General features: G+C 76.5%; 13 protein-coding genes. 7 read left to right on the forward strand and 6 right to left on the reverse strand.

The window, feature by feature from the left end; genetic code table 11:
• Nucleotides 1–356: 356 nt before the first annotated feature.
• Entirely contained in the window at nucleotides 357–3,863 is a 3,507-nt protein-coding gene (locus ACFV0Q_RS25095; protein ID WP_385008608.1) for a GTPase-associated protein 1-related protein, read from the forward strand.
• On the opposite strand, the gene ACFV0Q_RS25100 is transcribed toward ACFV0Q_RS25095, so the two are convergent.
• Complete coding sequence (locus tag ACFV0Q_RS25100) at nucleotides 3,841–4,182, reverse strand: hypothetical protein (protein WP_385008609.1); 342 nt, start codon at nucleotides 4,180–4,182, stop codon at nucleotides 3,841–3,843. The two genes, ACFV0Q_RS25095 and ACFV0Q_RS25100, sit on opposite strands and share 23 nt — an antisense overlap.
• Nucleotides 4,183–4,283: 101 nt before the next feature.
• Nucleotides 4,284–5,792 carry a hypothetical protein gene (locus ACFV0Q_RS25105; RefSeq protein ID WP_385008610.1) on the reverse strand — a complete coding sequence of 503 codons (1,509 nt, stop codon included), beginning with the start codon at nucleotides 5,790–5,792 and terminating at the stop codon, nucleotides 4,284–4,286.
• A 181-nt stretch (nucleotides 5,793–5,973) separates the two neighbouring features.
• Here ACFV0Q_RS25105 and ACFV0Q_RS25110 point away from each other — a divergent pair, with 181 nt between their 5' ends.
• The 6 genes from ACFV0Q_RS25110 to ACFV0Q_RS25135 are packed head-to-tail and all read left to right on the forward strand — an operon-like array spanning nucleotide 5,974 to nucleotide 12,136.
• Nucleotides 5,974–6,996, forward strand: coding sequence for a 3-oxoacyl-ACP synthase III family protein (locus tag ACFV0Q_RS25110; RefSeq protein WP_385008611.1), 1,023 nt, complete (start codon nucleotides 5,974–5,976; stop codon nucleotides 6,994–6,996).
• Entirely contained in the window at nucleotides 6,993–7,736 is a 744-nt protein-coding gene (locus tag ACFV0Q_RS25115; RefSeq protein ID WP_385008612.1) for a glycosyltransferase family 2 protein, read from the forward strand. Before ACFV0Q_RS25110 ends, ACFV0Q_RS25115 begins: the two co-directional genes overlap by 4 nt.
• Nucleotides 7,736–9,295: an AMP-binding protein gene (locus ACFV0Q_RS25120; protein ID WP_385008613.1), complete on the forward strand. Its 1,560-nt coding sequence runs from the start codon at nucleotides 7,736–7,738 to the stop codon at nucleotides 9,293–9,295. The genes ACFV0Q_RS25115 and ACFV0Q_RS25120 overlap by 1 nt, the downstream gene beginning before the upstream one ends.
• On the forward strand, nucleotides 9,292–10,089 hold the full coding sequence (locus ACFV0Q_RS25125; protein WP_385008614.1) for a glycosyltransferase family 2 protein: 798 nt from the start codon (nucleotides 9,292–9,294) through the stop codon (nucleotides 10,087–10,089). Before ACFV0Q_RS25120 ends, ACFV0Q_RS25125 begins: the two co-directional genes overlap by 4 nt.
• Nucleotides 10,086–11,231 (forward strand): cytochrome P450, encoded by a 1,146-nt coding sequence (locus ACFV0Q_RS25130; protein ID WP_385008615.1) that lies wholly within the window; start codon nucleotides 10,086–10,088, stop codon nucleotides 11,229–11,231. Before ACFV0Q_RS25125 ends, ACFV0Q_RS25130 begins: the two co-directional genes overlap by 4 nt.
• Nucleotides 11,228–12,136: an NAD-dependent epimerase/dehydratase family protein gene (locus tag ACFV0Q_RS25135; RefSeq protein ID WP_385008616.1), complete on the forward strand. Its 909-nt coding sequence runs from the start codon at nucleotides 11,228–11,230 to the stop codon at nucleotides 12,134–12,136. The genes ACFV0Q_RS25130 and ACFV0Q_RS25135 overlap by 4 nt, the downstream gene beginning before the upstream one ends.
• On the opposite strand, the gene msrB is transcribed toward ACFV0Q_RS25135, so the two are convergent.
• The 4 genes from msrB to ACFV0Q_RS25155 form a co-directional block, all read right to left on the reverse strand.
• Nucleotides 12,117–12,524, reverse strand: coding sequence for a peptide-methionine (R)-S-oxide reductase MsrB (msrB, locus tag ACFV0Q_RS25140; protein ID WP_385008617.1), 408 nt, complete (start codon nucleotides 12,522–12,524; stop codon nucleotides 12,117–12,119). The genes ACFV0Q_RS25135 and msrB overlap by 20 nt on opposite strands.
• Nucleotides 12,525–12,541: 17 nt before the next feature.
• Nucleotides 12,542–13,936: a UDP-N-acetylmuramate--L-alanine ligase gene (murC, locus tag ACFV0Q_RS25145; RefSeq protein ID WP_385008618.1), complete on the reverse strand. Its 1,395-nt coding sequence runs from the start codon at nucleotides 13,934–13,936 to the stop codon at nucleotides 12,542–12,544.
• A 50-nt stretch (nucleotides 13,937–13,986) separates the two neighbouring features.
• A complete protein-coding gene (locus tag ACFV0Q_RS25150) occupies nucleotides 13,987–14,454 on the reverse strand; it encodes an indole-3-glycerol phosphate synthase (RefSeq protein ID WP_385008619.1) in 468 nt (155 codons plus the stop codon).
• A gap of 149 nt (nucleotides 14,455–14,603) precedes the next feature.
• Nucleotides 14,604–15,389 (reverse strand): pyrimidine reductase family protein, encoded by a 786-nt coding sequence (locus ACFV0Q_RS25155; RefSeq protein WP_385008620.1) that lies wholly within the window; start codon nucleotides 15,387–15,389, stop codon nucleotides 14,604–14,606.
• Nucleotides 15,390–15,430 lie beyond the last annotated feature (41 nt).

The following is a 15,430-nucleotide window of genomic DNA, read 5'->3' on the forward strand; positions in this document are numbered from 1 at the left end:
CCCCGGCCGCTGGGGCGCGGCGGGGGGGGGGGGGCGGGGGGGGCGCGCGGGGGCGGGCCCTTGGGGATGTCCTGGGGCGGGCTCGGGGGCGGGCCTGCGGAAAGGGCTGCCGGACGCCTCGCTCATCTGGTGGAATGACCTCCTGCACACTGCACGGGGGGCGCAGAGCGTATGGCGGGGACGGGGATCGGGTTGGGGCGTGCCCCCGGTCCGTCGTGCGCTTCGGCGCCGACGCCGGGGGCGGAGCCCGAGTCCGGGGCGGAGCTGGCAGCACGGTACGGCGTACCCCGCGCCGCACAACAGACCCGGGAGCCGGGTAACTTCGGGGCGTCGGGCCGCGTAGCGGAGGCGGTCGCGTGAACCTCCCGCAGCTCCACTACACCTGGGCCCCGCCCGGGCCCGACGGCTCCGGGTTCCGCTTCACGGCGGTCACCGCGGGCGTGCCCGTCGCGCTGCTGCGCGAGGCGGAGCGGCTGCTGGCGTACGAGCCGCCGCCGGGCGGGCGGGCCGGGGTCCTTCCGGAGGCGCTGAGCCTGAGCCTGCTCTCGGACGGCAGCCGGCTGCTGGCCCGCTCGGTGTGCACGGGCGGGGCCGAGGCCCCGGGGCTCTTCCACGCGCACGCCGTGCACCTGCCGCAGCGCCCCGGTTCCGGGCCCGTCCGGGGGGCGTTGCCGATCACCTCCTGGGGTTCGCCGCAGTGGGCGGTGCGGACCCCGCCGGGCGGGCCCCTGCCGCCGCTCGCCGCAGTGCCCGTACCGGGGCGGCACGACCGGGACGCGCTGGCGGAGTTCGTCGCGGCGCGGGGGCCGTGGCTGGCGCCGTTCTTCGCTGATGTACGGCGGCTCGTGGAGGAGCGGGGGGCGCCGCGGATCGTGCTGGTGGAGCCGGACAGTGCGGCCGTCGCCCGGTGGGTGATGCTCGCGTGCAGTGTGCTGCCGCACCAGCGGGGTCAGTGGCTGACGTTCACCACCTACACGCGCAGGCCCCGGCTGGCCCCGCAGGGCCTCATCGGGATCCTGCCCGGCGAGGAGACCCCCACCGAGGAGGGCTACCGGATCTACGAGCCCGCCCGCGGGCCGGCCCCCGCACCCCCGGACGACGTATGGGCACGCGCGGCCGCCCAAGTCTGGCTCGCAGGCCGCCCGGACCTCCTCGCGAAGGTCCGCACCCTACCCGGCCGCCCCTACGCCCCGGGCCCCTTGGCCGCCCTCACGGCCGGGGCCGGAATCCCCCTGGACCCCCAAAGCCAGGCAGCAGCAACCACCTGGACCACCGCACACCAGCCTCCGGCCGCGCAGCCGACGACCGGGACAACACCGGCGGCGCACCCCGAACGGCGAACGGCTCCGCCGACGCGGCCGACGACCGGGGCACCTCCTGCGGCGGAGCCAGCGGCTGGGGCGACCTGGGCAGCGGAGCCGGAGGCCGAGGCAGCTCCGCTAGCGCGGCCGACCGCCGGGGCACCTCCTGCGGCGGAGGCGGTACCGCGAGCGGCTCCGACGGTGGAACCGGAGGCCGGGGCAGCTCCTGCTGCGGAGCCGGCAGCTGGGACGGCCCGGGCAGCGGAGCCCACGGGCGGGGCGATTCCGACAGCGCAGCCGGGGCTACGGACGGCCGCGGCCGCGGAGCCGGTGGCCGGGGCAGCTTCGACGGCCGGGACGGCCTCGGTGGCGGAGCCACCGGCCGGTGCGGCTCCGGCGGCGCAGCCGGCAACCGGGGTGGCCCCGGCCATGCGCCCAGAACGGCGGACGGCTCCGACGGCCGGGGCAGCGCAGCCGGTGGCCGGTACGGCCTGGACAGCGGAGCCTACGGGCATGGCGGTTCAGGCGGCGCAGCCAGGGCCCGGCGCAGAACCCGCTCCGGAGCGGGAGCCGCGCCCGGCGCCCACATCAGAGCCGGGGCTGCCGGCCCCCGCGGCAGAGCCACGGCTCAGCGCGGCACCCACGCCCGAGGCGGCGCCGCCGCCGTCGCGCACAGCAGAACCGGAGCCGTCGCCGGCACCCACGGCGGAACCAGGCCTCACCGGAGGGCCCGCTCTTGAGCCGCCGCAGTTGCCGCCTGCCCCCGCGGCAGAGCCGGGGCCCACCCCGGCACCCGCGCCGGAACCAGGGCCACAGCCGGCGGCCGGGGCAGGGCCGGAGCTCAGCGCGGCGCCGACGCCCGCACCGGGGCCGCAGCCGGCGAAGCCGGAGCTGCCGCCTGCGCCAACGCCCGCACCGGGGCCGCGGTCGGCGGCCGGGGCGGAGGCGGGGCTCCGGGCGGGGCTCGCGGACCCCGGCCGGGAGCCGGAGGCCCTGGCCGGGCTGCTGCGGGAGGCCGCACGGCAGGGGGTGGACACCACCGCGCAACTCCCGGAGGCGGCACCCCGGCTGGCGCTCGCGCTGTTCTCCGATCCCGGCCGGGCGTACGGGGAGGAAACGCGGGCCGCGCTCACGGAGTTGCCGGTGCTGCGGGCCCTCGTACTCGACCGGCTGGACGCGCTCGCGGCGGGTGAACCGGCCGCCGGCGTACGACTGTTCGCACGTACGGAGCTGCGGCTGGGGGCGGCGGAGGCCCTGCCGCACCTGCGGATGTGCGCGCGGGCGGCGACGGTCGCGGAGTCCGCGCCGGACCGGGTCGTGGCGCTGGACGCGCTGCTGCGGGCGTCAGGGGTGTCGCTGTACGCGGAACCGCTGGTGCTGCGGACCGCGATGCGGCTCGTGTGGGGCGGGGATCCGCCGGAGCCGGGCGAGGCCGGGCTGGTGCTGGCCACGACGGGTGCGGCGGTGCACCGTGACGCCGGTACCTGGGAGCTGCTCGCGGAGGCGGCCGCCCGCGCACCGGCCGACGACCCGACGGCGGCTCACCTCGCGACGGAACTCCTGCGCCACTTCACCCCGGACCTCCCACCCGGCCTCCGGGCAACCCTCAGCCTCCACACCGCAGCGCCCGGCCGGCTGCCCGAGCCAGGCGCCGCCGCAGCCCGCCCCGGGCGCCACCGGCAGGCGAAGCCCGGAGCCCCGGGACCCGACACCATCGATGCTGCCGGCCAGGGCGGAGAGCCCCGCACCACCGGGCCGCTGCCGGAGCAGGGCGGGGCCCCGGCTCGGTCGAGGCGGCACCGGCAGGGGGAGCCGGGAGTCCCAGGACCGCACACGGCCGACGCCCGTCAGGACGGGGAACCCCGCACCACCGGGCGGCTGCCCGGGACGGGTGGCGCCCCGGGGCGGCACCGGCAGGGGGAGCCGACGGTTCCTGGGGCGGACACGGCCGACACTGGACGCCACGGGCTGCCCGGGGCGGGCGGGGCCTCCTCGTACCCGGGCCTTCCCCGCCCCGCAGGTCCGGCGACGCCCCGGTTGGGCGGGGCCGACGTGGGGCGGGCCCCCGAACGCCGCGTCGAGGATGGGTGGCCGACCGGGACCGGTGGGGGCTCGGTGCTCCCCGGGGTCGGAGGCGACGCCGGGTCGGGGGTGGGGTGGGGCGCGGACGTGGATCCGGTGGGAGGGATGTTGGACGAGGGGCTCGGGGTGCGGGTGTTGTTCGAGAGTGAGGACGCCCGGCTGCTCGCCGCCTACCGGCAGGCCGCTCGGGACGACCGGGTGCGGGAGCGGCTGCTGGCCTCGCCCCGTTACCTCGCGGACTGCTTCGCCGTCTGGTCCGCGCACCCCCAGGCGGGGCCCCTGTGGCAGGAGACCCGGACCGACCTCCTGGAGGAGGTGCTCCGGCCGGTCGTACGGAGTCTGCCGCCCGAGCGGCTCGCGGAGGCCGAGCGGGAGCTGGCGCGGATCGGCCGCAGCCGGGCCGAGGAGTTCCGGGCCTGGCGGCGCCCCGGCCTGGGTGCCCGGTTGCGCGGCCTCCTCACCCGCCGAGCAGACCGGTGAGCTCCCGGGCGAGGGCCAGGGCCCCGCTGCCCGCGCCCAGCCCGAGGGTGATGGTCTCCAGGCAGCGGCGGATCAGCCCGGGTTCGGGAGCCCGGCTCTCCTGACCGGCCTGCTCCAGCTCTCCCCGCAGGGTCCGCGCCGCGTCGATCCGGTCGGGGGCGGCGCCCTCGTCCCGTAGCCACTGGGCGAGTTCGGTGGCCAGCCGAAGGATCCGGGCGGCGTCGTCCCGGTCCTGCGGCTGGCTGATGTTGATCACGCCGTGGTCGCCGTAGTTGGCGGCGCCGCCTTCGATGTTGCCGTGGAAGTGGTACGTGCCCATGCGAGGGCTCCTCTCCGAGTGCCGAGCGCCCGTGCCGGGCGCCGTCTGCCGCGTGCGGGTGCCGGGCGCCGGGTGCTCAGGGCTTGCCCAGCACCCGGTGCTCAGGGCTTCGCCGGAGACGGGGTCGGGCCGCCCGGGCCGCCGGTCTGGGGAAGGGGGGTGGCCGGGAGGTTGGCGGTGCCGTGGGCGCCGAAGTTGTTGCCCTGGCCGTTGACGGAGCCGTGGAAGGTGTAGCTGTGGTGGTTGATGATCTGCTGCGCCCGGTAGAAGGACGCCGTGTCGATGTGGTGGGCCTTGAGGAACTGCTCGGTCGCCGTGAGCACGCCCTGCTGGAGCCTCTGCAGGAAGTCCACGGCGTCGGTGCTGTCCGAGAACTCCATCCGCTCCAGTTCGACCGCCGCCCGCGCCCGGACGCTGCCGGTCGCGCCGTAGTCGAACTCGACGTGCCGCTTGCCGATGACCCACCGGGACCGCCACAGCCGCAGCACGCGCAGCACCCGCTCCCAGCCCCGCCGCCACAGCCGCACCGGCACCTTGCACAGCGCGGGCAGGAACCGCCTCGTGGCGAAGGACCACAGGGACGCCCAGTGGCCGAAGGGGTCCAGCCGCAGGGTCCGTACCTCCAGGAACTCCTTCCGCAGCGGCGGGACCACGTACGCGGCCACCTCCCAGGTCAGGCTGGGGTGCTGGACCCGGGCGCGCAGGTGCATGGAGACGATCACCCGGCCGGCCTCACCGGCCCGCTCCAGGCAGAGGTACGTGCGCATCCCGAGTCCGGGGCGCGCCAGCCCGGCCTCCACCATGCCCTCCGGGATCGTGCTGCGGGGCGCCCGCAGCCGGTCGGGCAGCAGTTCCTTGCCGGCGTGCAGGGTCATGGCGCCGCGCACGTACAGCCGGTTGCGGGCCCGGAGGCCTTCGAGGCCCGCGATGTTCCCCATCTCCCGGGCCACGAAGGCGTGCAGGTCGACGACGTCGAAGGGGAGGATGGTCAGCCGGTCTCCGCCGGAGGGGTCCGTGGCGGCGGTGCTGATGTCGATGGGCTGCCAGACCCGCTCCGCCAGCGACTCCCCGCTGCCGACGAAGGGGTTCGTCTGCTCGGCGTCCTCGTGGTACGGGAGGACGTTGGCCCGCTCCTGGTCGCGCAGCCGGGATTCCAGCTCCGCGTCGAGCGGCGGCGCCAGCGCCTCGGGAGGCGGGCCCTCCGGGGCGATCACCCGAAGGGCGAGCGTCCTGGCCCGGTGCTCGGTGATCAGCACCAGGCACCAGGCGGCGGCGAGTACGCAGACGACGGCGAGCAGTTCCGGGCCGACGGGCTGGTCGAGCCACGCCCGGTACACCAGCAGGACCGCGGCGCACAGCCCGGTGGCGAACAGCGCGGCCAGCAGGCCGTCGCGGAGGTTCAGGCGGCGCACCGCCAGCCGCGCGTGCCGGGCCACCGCGACGAGGTCGACGCCGAGCGACGGGCCGAGCGCCGTCAGCCGGTCCTCGGTGAGTTCGACCGCCGTCTCACGGGCGAACCCCTCGTCCCGGTGCGCGGCGGCGCTCAGCCAGCGGTTCGTCCACTCCTCGCCGTACTGGAGCAGTCTGGGTAAGTCACGGTCGGCCGTCATCTCTTCCTCCCCCGTGGTGGTCGACCAACGATACGGACAACCGCCCCCGTGCGTAACGGTGTTGACGGACAGCCGTGCGTCGCCCCCGAAGTGGAGCGCAGGTGTCCTACTCAGCGCTCGGCAGGGGGAGTTGAGCATCCGTACTCAGGACCGGGGGCGGCGCGCTTGTCATCGTGAGGGCATGTTCCTTCAGCAGTCCGAACCGAGGCCGCGCGCCGGGATAACCGCCGTCGGCAGCCTGTTGCCCGAGGACGCGGTGTCCTCCGACGAGCTCCAGCGGGAGGTGACCCGCCGCAGCGGCATCGCGCTGCCGCCGAGGACGCTCACGCAGGCCACCGGCATCCGTTCGCGCCGCGTCGCGGCCGAAGGGGTGTACGCCTCCACGCTCGCGGTGGGCGCGGCCCGCCGGGCCCTGGATTCCGCCGGGCTCACCCCGCACGACGTGGACCTGCTGGTCTTCGCCTCCGCCTCGCGGGACATGGTCGAGCCGGCCACCGCGCACATCGTGCAGGCGGAGCTCGGCTCCCGGGCCCACGCCCTGGACGTGACCAACGCCTGCAACAGCTTCGTCAACGGCATCGACTTCGCCCGCAGCTCCGTCCTGGCCGGGCGGGCGCGCCGGGCGCTGGTGGTGACCGGGGAGACGCCGAGCCGGGCGGTGCGCACCGACCCGGCCGGGTTCGCGGAGTTCCGCAGCGGTTTCGCGGGGTACACGTTCGGCGACGCGGGCGCGGCCGTGGTCGTGGAGGCGGTGGAGCGGGGCGGGATCCTGGACGTGGACACCGAGACGCATTCGGAGCACTGGGAGGTCGGGGGCATCCCGGGCGGCGGGTCGAGGCACCCGCGCGGGGACGCGTACACGTACTTCCGGGGGGACGGGCGCGAACTGCGCGGGGTCTTCGAGAAGGTGGGCACGGCGGTCATCGACCGCACGCTGCACCGGACGGGCCTGGACTGGGACGGCTTCGCGAAGGTGCTGGTGCACCAGGTGACGGTGCCGTACCTGGAGCGGTTCGCGGAGCTGACCGGGGTGCCCGCCGAGAAGTTGGTGGTGACGGTGCCCGAGCTGGGCAATGTGGCGAGCGCGAGCATCGGGGTCCAGCTGGACCGGGTGTTCGGCGAACTCGCCCCCGGCGAGCGGGTGTTGTTCGTCGGTCTCGGCGGCGGCATCAGCATCATGACGATGGTCTGGGAGAAGTCGTGAGCGCGCGCATGTGGGTGGTCGTGCCCGCGTACGAGGAGGAGGCGCGGCTCGCCGCGACGCTGCGGGCGCTGGCCGCGCAGCGGGACCTGGACTTCACCCTGCTGGTGGTCGACAACGCCTCGGCGGACGAAACGGCCGCCATCGCACGGGAGTTCGCGCGGCGGGCGCCCTTCCCGGTGGAGGTCATCGAGGAGCCGCAGAAGGGGGTCGGCTCCGCGGTGGACACCGGGTTCCGGTACGCGATCGAGCGCGGCGCGACCCTGCTGGCCCGCACGGACGCCGACTGCCTGCCCCGGCCCGGCTGGACGGGTGCGGCGCGGGCCGCGCTGCGGGAACGCCCGGGGCTGGTGTGCGGGCGGATCGTGGCGCGGCGCGACGAGCACGGGCCGCTGGGCCGGGCCGGTTTCGCGGGCCTGGTCGCGCTGGCGGCGCTGTTCGGGCGGCTGCGCCCCCGGCACGCCCGGCGGGGCGGTTTCAAGGCCCCGTACCGGATGCACGCGGGGAACAACATGGCGATCACCGCCGAGCTGTACCTGGCCGTCGGCGGGATGCCCCGGCGCCCCTCCCCGACGGACCGGCTGTTCCTGAACGCGGTGCGCCGCCACACCGACCGGATCAGCCGCTGCCGGGGCATGGTGGTGGAGAACTCGACGCGCAGGATACGGGCGTACGGGCTCGCCGGGACCGCCCGCTGGTACCTCGACCAGGGCAGCGGCGCGCGCGGAACGGACCCGCGCTGATGCTGGACCGACTGGACCACTCGCTGCGCGCCCGGCCCGAGCGGCCCGCCGTGCTGTCCGCGACCCGTACGGGCGCCACCCGGGTGTCCGCCACCCGGGGTGAACTCGCCGAACTGGCGGACGCGTTCGCCGCCGCCCTGCACGCGCGCGGACTGCGCCCCGGGGACACCGTCGGGGTGGCGGTACGGCCGGGGCCGCGCGCGCTGGCGGTGCTGCTCGCGCTGTGGCGGCTCGGGCTGCGCGGGGCCGTACTGGACCCCGGGGCCGGGGCCGAGGTGCTGCGGGCCCGGCTCGCGCTGGCCCGGCCGGCGCTGGTGCTGGCGGACGCCGCCGCGCAGGCGGTCGCCGGCTGGGCCCGGGCGCCGGCCCGGCGGGCCCGGCTGGAACTGCCGGAGCTGGCCGGGCTCGGGCCGGTGGCCACCGTCGGGCCCCGGCTGCCGGGCTGCGCGCCCGCGCTGGACCTGGGGGCGCCGCGCCTGGGGGTGCCGGTGTACGCGGGAGGCCCCGACGGCTCCGACGCGGTGATCGTGTTCACCTCCGGGACCACCTCGCGGCCCCGGGCCGTGGTGCACACCCGGGCGGGGCTGGCCGCCGGGATGGAGACGGTGTCCGCGCTGTTCACCGGGGACCCGGACGGGCCGGTCACCGGGGACGCGTACGCGCCGTCCACCGCGGACCGGCGCCGCGCGGTGGTCCCCGGCGAGCCCGTGCTGGGCGGCACCTTCTTCGTCCTGGTCCCGTCGCTGACGTCCGGGGCGCCGGTCGCCCTGCCGGCCCGCTCTCCCGCCGTGCTGGCCCGCCAGCTGCGCCGGCTGCGGCCCCGGGACACCTATCTGACGCCGCCGCAGCTGCGGGACGCGCTCGGCGCGGGCGCCCGGTTCCGGGGCCGGGTGTGGACGGGTTCGGCTCCGGCGAGCGCCACGCTGCTGGACCGGGTCCGGGAGGCGGGCGCGGACGAGGCGTGGGGGGTGTACGCGCTGACCGAGCTGTTCCCGGCGGCGGCGGTGGAGTCCCGGGAGAAGGCCGCCTTCACCGGGACGGGGGACCTGGTCGGGGCGCCGCTGCCCGGGGTGCGGGCCGTGCCGGACGCGGACGGGCAGCTGCTGCTGGCCGGGCCCGCGGCCCGGGACCGCTACCTCGGGGAGGAACCCGACCCGTGGGTGCGTACGGGCGACCGGGCGCACCTGGACGGCGCGGGCCGGATCGTGCTGGAGGGCCGCTGCAAGGACATGGTGCTGCGCAGGGCGGAGAACATCTACCCGGGCCTGTACGAGCCGGGGCTGCACGTGCCCGGAGTGGAGCTGGGGGTGCTCGTCGGGGTCCCTGCGGGCGACGGCGACGAGCGGCTCGTCGCGGTGGTGCAGCCGCGGCGCGGGGTCGCCGAACCGGCCCTGCGCGCCGCCCTGTCGGGCCCGCTGCGCGAGATGGGCACGGCCCGGCCGGACGCGCTGCTGTTCGCGGACATCCCGCTGTCGGGGCGCTCGCGCAAACCGGACCGTGCGGCGGTGTCGGCGCTCGCGGCGGGGCTCCTGCGCGCGGGGCGCGGCGGCCGGGCGTGAGCGCGCCGGCGGAGGGGCGGCGGGAGGGCGCGCGGGCGGCGGAGCTGTGGGTGGTGGTGCCCGCGTACAACGAGGCGGCTTCGCTGCCGGCCACCCTGGCCGCGCTCGCCGCGCAGCAGGACACGGGTTTCGCGCTGGTGGTCGTCGACAACGCCTCCACCGACGCGACGGCCGCGGCGGTACGGGAGTTCGCGCGCTCGGCGCCCTTCCCCGTCGAGCTGGTCCACGAACCGCAGCCCGGGGCCGGGACCGCCGCCGACACCGGCTTCCGGCACGCCGTACGGGCCGGGGCGCGGCTGCTGCTGCGTACGGACGCGGACTGTCTGCCCGCCCGCGACTGGACGGCCGTCGCCCGGGCGGAGTTCGGACGCGGGGCGCAGATGCTGTGCGGGCGGAGCGTGCCGCGCCCCGACGAGCGGCCGACGCTTGCCGAGGCGCGGCTGCTGCCCGCTCTGGTCCGCCTCTCCGCGCTGTACGGGCGCCTGCGGCCCGCGCACCGGGGTCCCGGCTACCGGGCCCCGTACGTGCTGTGCCACGGCCACAACCTCGGCATCACCGCCGATCTGTACGTGCGCTGCGGCGGGGCGCCGCGGGAGCGGCTGGAGGAGGGGTCGGAGGACGTCACCCTGCTCAACCGGGCGCGCCGGCACAGCGGGCGCGTGGTGCGCGCCGAGCACCTGGTGGTGCACAGCAGCCTGCGGAGGCTGCGTTCCTGGGGTGTCCGGCGCACCCTGCTCTGGTACTGGGACCGGCGCTACCGGCCCGTCGACACGGAAGAGGTCCACGTCCGATGAACGCCCAGCCGATGAACGCCCGGCCGGTGAAGGCCCGTGCCCGGGCCCGGCGCCGGGACCGCCGGGTCTACCTGCGCTCCCACCCGCTGCTGTTCGGGCTGCTCGCCGCGACCCGCGGGCGGCCGGTGCGCCGGATCGGCGGGACGCTGCTGGTGCACGACGCGGACGCGTACCGCGAGGCGCTGACCCGGCTGCCGCTGGACCGGACGGCCGCCGGGACGACGGGCGGCGCCGCGCGGGAGGCGCTGGGCGGCGGCGGGGGCGTGCTGTTCGACCAGGAGGGCGGCGGGCACCGGGCGGACCGGCGGGCCCTCGCGGAGCGGCTCGGCGCGGCCGGGGTGGAGGAGCTCCGGGCGGTGTGGCGGCCGTTGCTGGTACGGGGCCTCGCGCCGCTGTCGCGGGGCGGCGAGGTGGAGGTGGTGGCCCTGGCCCGGGAACTGGCGGGGTCGGTGGTGTGCGCCCTGCTGGGTTCGACCGCCACTCCCCGGGACCTCGCGGAAGCCGCCGCCGAGGCCGCGGCCGCCTCGGTCCGCACCCACCTCCCGGGCCCGCCCAGACCGGGCGCGGCGGCCGGGGCGGCCCGCGCGGCGGAGCGGCTGCGCACACTGCTGGACTCGGGCGCGGACGCCGCCCCGGGCGCGGGCACGGCCGACGCGCTCGCCGCCATGGTGGCCGTGGCGGCCGTGAACACCACGGTGGCGGCGCTGCCCCGGGCCGTCGCCTGGTGTGCGGACGCCGGGCTGTGGGGGCAGGCCGCCGACGCCGGGCTGCGGCCGCGGCTGGTGGAGGAGCTGCTGCGGGTCACGGCGGCCTCGCCGGTGCTGCCCCGGGTCGCGGCGGCGGCCGGGACGGTCGGGGGCTGTCCGGTGCGGGGCGGGGACCGCCTCGTGCTGGTGGCCCGGCACGCGGCGCAGGCGCACCGGCGCGACCCCGACGGGCGGGATCCGGCCGGGCCGGGGGTGACGCGGCTGGTGTTCGGGGCGGGGCCGCACGCCTGCCCCGGGGCCCGGCTGGCCGCCGTACAGCTGGGCGACGTACTGGAGGCGCTGGCTCCGCACCGGCCGGTGGTGGCTCGGGCGCGGGTGGACCGCCGGGCGGCGCTGCCGGGGTGGCGCTCGCTGACGGTGCGGGCGGGCGTGTGAGGCTCCGTATCGCGGTGACGGGGGCGAGCGGCTTCTGCGGCGGGCAGGTGGCGCGGGCGGCCGCCGCGGCGGGGGCGTCGGTGGTGTGCGTGGGCCGGCGGCCGGGTCCGGTGGGGGAACACCGGTTCTGGGACGCGGCGCGCGCGGAGCCGGACCTGGCGGGGGCGGACTTCGTGGTGCACTGCGCGGCGGCCGTGGGCGATCCGGCGCCGGGGTCCCGGGCGGAGGCGGCGATGCGGGCGGTGAACGTGGACGGCACGGCGCGGCTGCTGCGGGCGGCCGCGGGGCGTCCGGTGGTGTGGGTGAGCAGTGCCAGCGTGTACGACCCGCGCCGGGGCCGGGGCCTGGTCACCGAGGACCATCCGCGCACGGGCCAGCTGAACGCGTACGGCCGGACCAAGGCGGCGGGCGAGGCGCTGGCGCTGGCCGGGGGTGCGGTGGTGCTGCGGCCGCGGGCGGTCTACGGCCCGGGCGACACCCAGCTGCTGCCCCGGCTGCTGTCCCGGGTCCGGGCGGGGACCCTGCTGCTGCCGGGTCCGGACGTGCGGCTGAGCCTGACGGCGGTGGAGAACCTCGCGGACGCCTGCCTGGCGGCGCCCGGCTGGAGCCCGGGCGCGTACAACGTGGCGGACGCGGAGCCGTACGGCCGGGACGCGGCCGTCGGCGCGGTGCTCCGGGCCCACGGGACGCGGGCCCGGATCCGGCACCTGCCGCTCCCGGTGGCCCGTACGGCGGCCCGCGCGGCGGAGGCGGCGGCCCGCCTGACCGGCTCCGAGCCCGCCCTCAGCCGCTACGCGGTGGACCAGCTGTCGCACCCGGTGGTCCTGGACCTGACCAGGGCCCGCGCGCGGGGCTGGACCCCGGCGCGGACCCTGGACGACTACCTCAGCTCTCTGCGGGGGTGAGGCGCAGGGAGATGCTGTTGATGCAGTAGCGCTGGTCGGTGGGGGTCGAGTAGCCCTCACCCTCGAACACGTGACCGAGGTGGGAACCGCACGTCGCGCAGCGGACCTCGGTGCGGACCATGCCGTGCGAGGTGTCGGCGATCAGCTCGACGGCCTTGGTGTCCTTCGGGTCGAAGAAGGACGGCCAGCCGCAGTGCGACTCGAACTTCTCCGTGGAGCGGAACAGCTCGGAGCCGCAGCCGCGACAGGAGTAGACGCCCTCCGTCTTGGTGTCGGTGTACTCGCCCCGGAAGGCCGGCTCGGTGCCCGCGAGGCGCAGCACCTGGTACTCGGACGGGGTCAGCTCGGCCTGCCACTGCTCGTCCGTCTTCTGGACCTCGTACGCCATGACGTTTTCCCGCTCCCTCAGCTCGACAGCCGGGCGAGGATCTGCGGTCCCAGATCCGTGACGTCGCCCGCGCCCATGGTGAGAACGAGATCACCGGGCTTGGCCATTCCCGCGATCACGTCGGCGACGGCTTCCTTGGCGTGCTCGGCGGTGACGTCGGCGCCGGCGGAGCGGGCCGCGGCGATGATGATCTCGCTGGTGATCCCGGGGATCGGGTCCTCGCGGGCCGGGTAGATGTCGAGGACCACGGAGGCGTCGGCCAGCGCGAGGGCCTGGCCCATCTCCTTGCCCAGCTCCTGGGTGCGGGAGAAGAGGTGCGGCTGGAAGACGACCAGGATGCGGGAGTCCCCGGCGGCCCCGCGGATGGCCTCCAGGTCGGCGGTCATCTCGGTGGGGTGGTGCGCGTAGGAGTCGATGACCTGGACGCCGGACGCCTCGCCCTTGAGCTGGAGGCGGCGCTTGACGCCGGTGTACTTGCCGAGGGCGGAGGCCAGGTTGTGCGCCGGGATGCCGAGGGCGACACCGGCGGCGAGCGCGGCGACGGCGTTGTGCGCGTAGTGGCGGCCGGGCACGGAGACCGTGAAGGTGAGCATCCGCCCCTGGATCACGACGGTGACCTCGCTGGTCAGACCGCGCGGGGTGATCTTGGTGATCCGGACGTCGGCGCCGTCCTCCTCGCCGTACGTGACGACGGTGAGGCCCTGCGCGCCCGCGACGCGGCGGGCGATCTCGGCGGCGCCGGCCTGGCCGTGGGCGACGACGAGGGTGCCACCGGGGACGATCTTGGAGACGAAGGTCTCGAAGGACTCGTAGATCTCCTCCATCGACGCGTAGTTCGCGTGGTGGTCGAGCTCCGCGTTGAGGATGATCGCGACCTGGGGCGCGTACTTGTGGAAGCTGCGGTCGCTTTCATCCGCCTCCGCCACGAAGATCTCGCCCTCGCCGTGGTGGGCGTTGGAGCCGGGGGCGTCCAGGTCGCCGCCGATGGCGTACGAGGGGTCGAGGCCCAGCGCCGAGAGGGAGACCGCCAGCATCGAGGTGGTGGTGGTCTTGCCGTGCGTGCCGGCGACGGCGATCGGGCGCAGGCCGTCCATCAGCGAGGCGAGGGCGTCGGAGCGGTGCACGACGGGGATGCCCAGTTCGGCGGCGCGGGCCAGCTCGGGGTTGTCGGCGCGGATGGCACTGGAGACGACCACGCAGGTGGTGTCGTCGGCGAGGTGGCCGGCGGCGTGCCCGATGTGGACCGTGGCGCCGTGGGAGCGCAGCGCCTGGGCGGTCTCGGAGTCACGGGAGTCGCTGCCGGCCACCTGCGCGCCGCGCTGCGCGAGGATCTTCGCGATGCCGGACATGCCGGCGCCGCCGATGCCGATGAAGTGGGGCCGTTCCATCGCGGTCGGCAGGCCGGGCTTCATTCAGGTCGCTCCAGGATCGAGTGGGTGCGGGGGGGCTGTGCCGCCCCAGCCTATTCGTTGTGGGCGAAGAGCTTGAGCACCGGAACCCCGACCTTGTGCCGAGCCCGGGAGGCCCAGTCCCGGTGGAAGAACTCCTCGACGAAGTGCGGAGCGGTCAGGACGATCACCTCGTCGGCGTTCGTCTCGTCGACGACGGCCTTGAGGTGGTCGAGGGGGTGGTTCTCGATGATCTGTCCGACGGCCGTGGCCCCCTTCTTGCGCAGGGCCGCCAGGGAGTGTTCGAGCGCGTGTGCGGCGGGGCCCCGGGCGGCGTCGCCCTCGGGCTCGTCGGCCTCGTGGAGGGCTTCGGGGAGCTCGCCGAGCGCTACGTCGTCGATGGCGCGGAGCAGTCGGTCCTGGTCGCCCCTGGGTTGCATGAGGACGACGAAGGAGACCTGGTCGTCTCCGTGCAGGGTGGTGACGAAGTCCACGTCCACCGTGGTCAGCGGCTGCTCGATCATCAATACGCTCGTGAACACGGACGCCCTCTCCTTCGTACGCAGAGGGCCGGTCGGCCGGCCCCTGCGGAAACCATCCTGCCCCGCTGTCGCGCGGGGCGTTGCGCAGATATATGTGCCCAGGTATGTGCCCAGAGGAAGCTAAGCGGAACGCCAAATTCCGCTTCTTGTCAGATCCGACGGTAGCTCGCAAAGAGGAACCCGGCCTCTTCCAGTACGCACGCGGGCGAGAGCCGGTGCGGAACGGTGACGGAGGGCCCGCCGGCGATCCGCTGGGCGTTACCGGCGGTGAGCATCGGGGAGATCGTCAGGCACAGCTCGTCCAGCACGTCGGCGGCCACGAACTGGCCCAGCAGCCGGGGCCCGCCCTCGGTCAGCTGACGCCGCAGCCCGCGCGCGACCAGCTCCCGTACGACCCGGGCGGGGTCCGCGCCCGCCCCGTCGCCCGCCACCACGACCTCGGCCCCGGCCGCGGTGGCGGCGGCCACCCGGTCGGCGGGGGCGGCGGCGCCGGTGACCACCAGGGTGGGCACGAGGGGGGCGGTGAACAGGGGCAGCGTGAAGTCCAGGTCCAGGCTCGCGGTGACCACCGCGATGACGGGGGCGGGACCCTGGCCGGCGGCCTCGCGGCGGGCCGCGAAGGCCTCCCGGGCGCGCGCCGGGCGGTAGCCCTCCTGGCGAACCGTTTCCGCACCCACGATGACCACATCGGCCAGGGCCCGCAGGGTGCCGAAGATCCGCATGTCGGTCTCACCGGAGATCGGCTGCGAGCGCCCGTCGTGCTGGCCGGCCCCGTCCAGGGTGGAGACCATGTTGGCCCGCAGCCAGTGCGCGCCGGGGGCGAGCTCCGGGTAGGCGTAGGCGTCCGCGAGCTCGTCCAGGGACCACTCGCGGTCGCCGCGGTCCGGGGCGGACGGGGCGGATGTCTGATCGGTCACAGGGAGCAGGCGTCGCATCGGTGCAGTCTGACACGCCGCGTAGAGTTAAGGGCTGTGTC

Origin of the sequence: Streptomyces sp. NPDC059564, from assembly GCF_042735575.1 — a bacterium.
In the GTDB taxonomy this organism is placed as follows: domain Bacteria; phylum Actinomycetota; class Actinomycetes; order Streptomycetales; family Streptomycetaceae; genus Streptomyces.

What these genes read in the sequence shown, in the direction of transcription:
- ACFV0Q_RS25100 (WP_385008609.1), bottom strand. Translation starts at nt 4,182, where the DNA reads ATGGGCACGTACCACTTCCACGGCAACATCGAAGGCGGCGCCGCCAAC.
- ACFV0Q_RS25105 (WP_385008610.1), bottom strand. Translation starts at nt 5,792, where the DNA reads ATGACGGCCGACCGTGACTTACCCAGACTGCTCCAGTACGGCGAGGAG.
- ACFV0Q_RS25110 (WP_385008611.1), top strand. Translation starts at nt 5,974, where the DNA reads ATGTTCCTTCAGCAGTCCGAACCGAGGCCGCGCGCCGGGATAACCGCC.
- ACFV0Q_RS25120 (WP_385008613.1), top strand. Translation starts at nt 7,736, where the DNA reads ATGCTGGACCGACTGGACCACTCGCTGCGCGCCCGGCCCGAGCGGCCC.
- ACFV0Q_RS25130 (WP_385008615.1), top strand. Translation starts at nt 10,086, where the DNA reads ATGAACGCCCAGCCGATGAACGCCCGGCCGGTGAAGGCCCGTGCCCGG.
- msrB (WP_385008617.1), bottom strand. Translation starts at nt 12,524, where the DNA reads ATGGCGTACGAGGTCCAGAAGACGGACGAGCAGTGGCAGGCCGAGCTG.
- murC (WP_385008618.1), bottom strand. Translation starts at nt 13,936, where the DNA reads ATGAAGCCCGGCCTGCCGACCGCGATGGAACGGCCCCACTTCATCGGC.
- ACFV0Q_RS25155 (WP_385008620.1), bottom strand. Translation starts at nt 15,389, where the DNA reads ATGCGACGCCTGCTCCCTGTGACCGATCAGACATCCGCCCCGTCCGCC.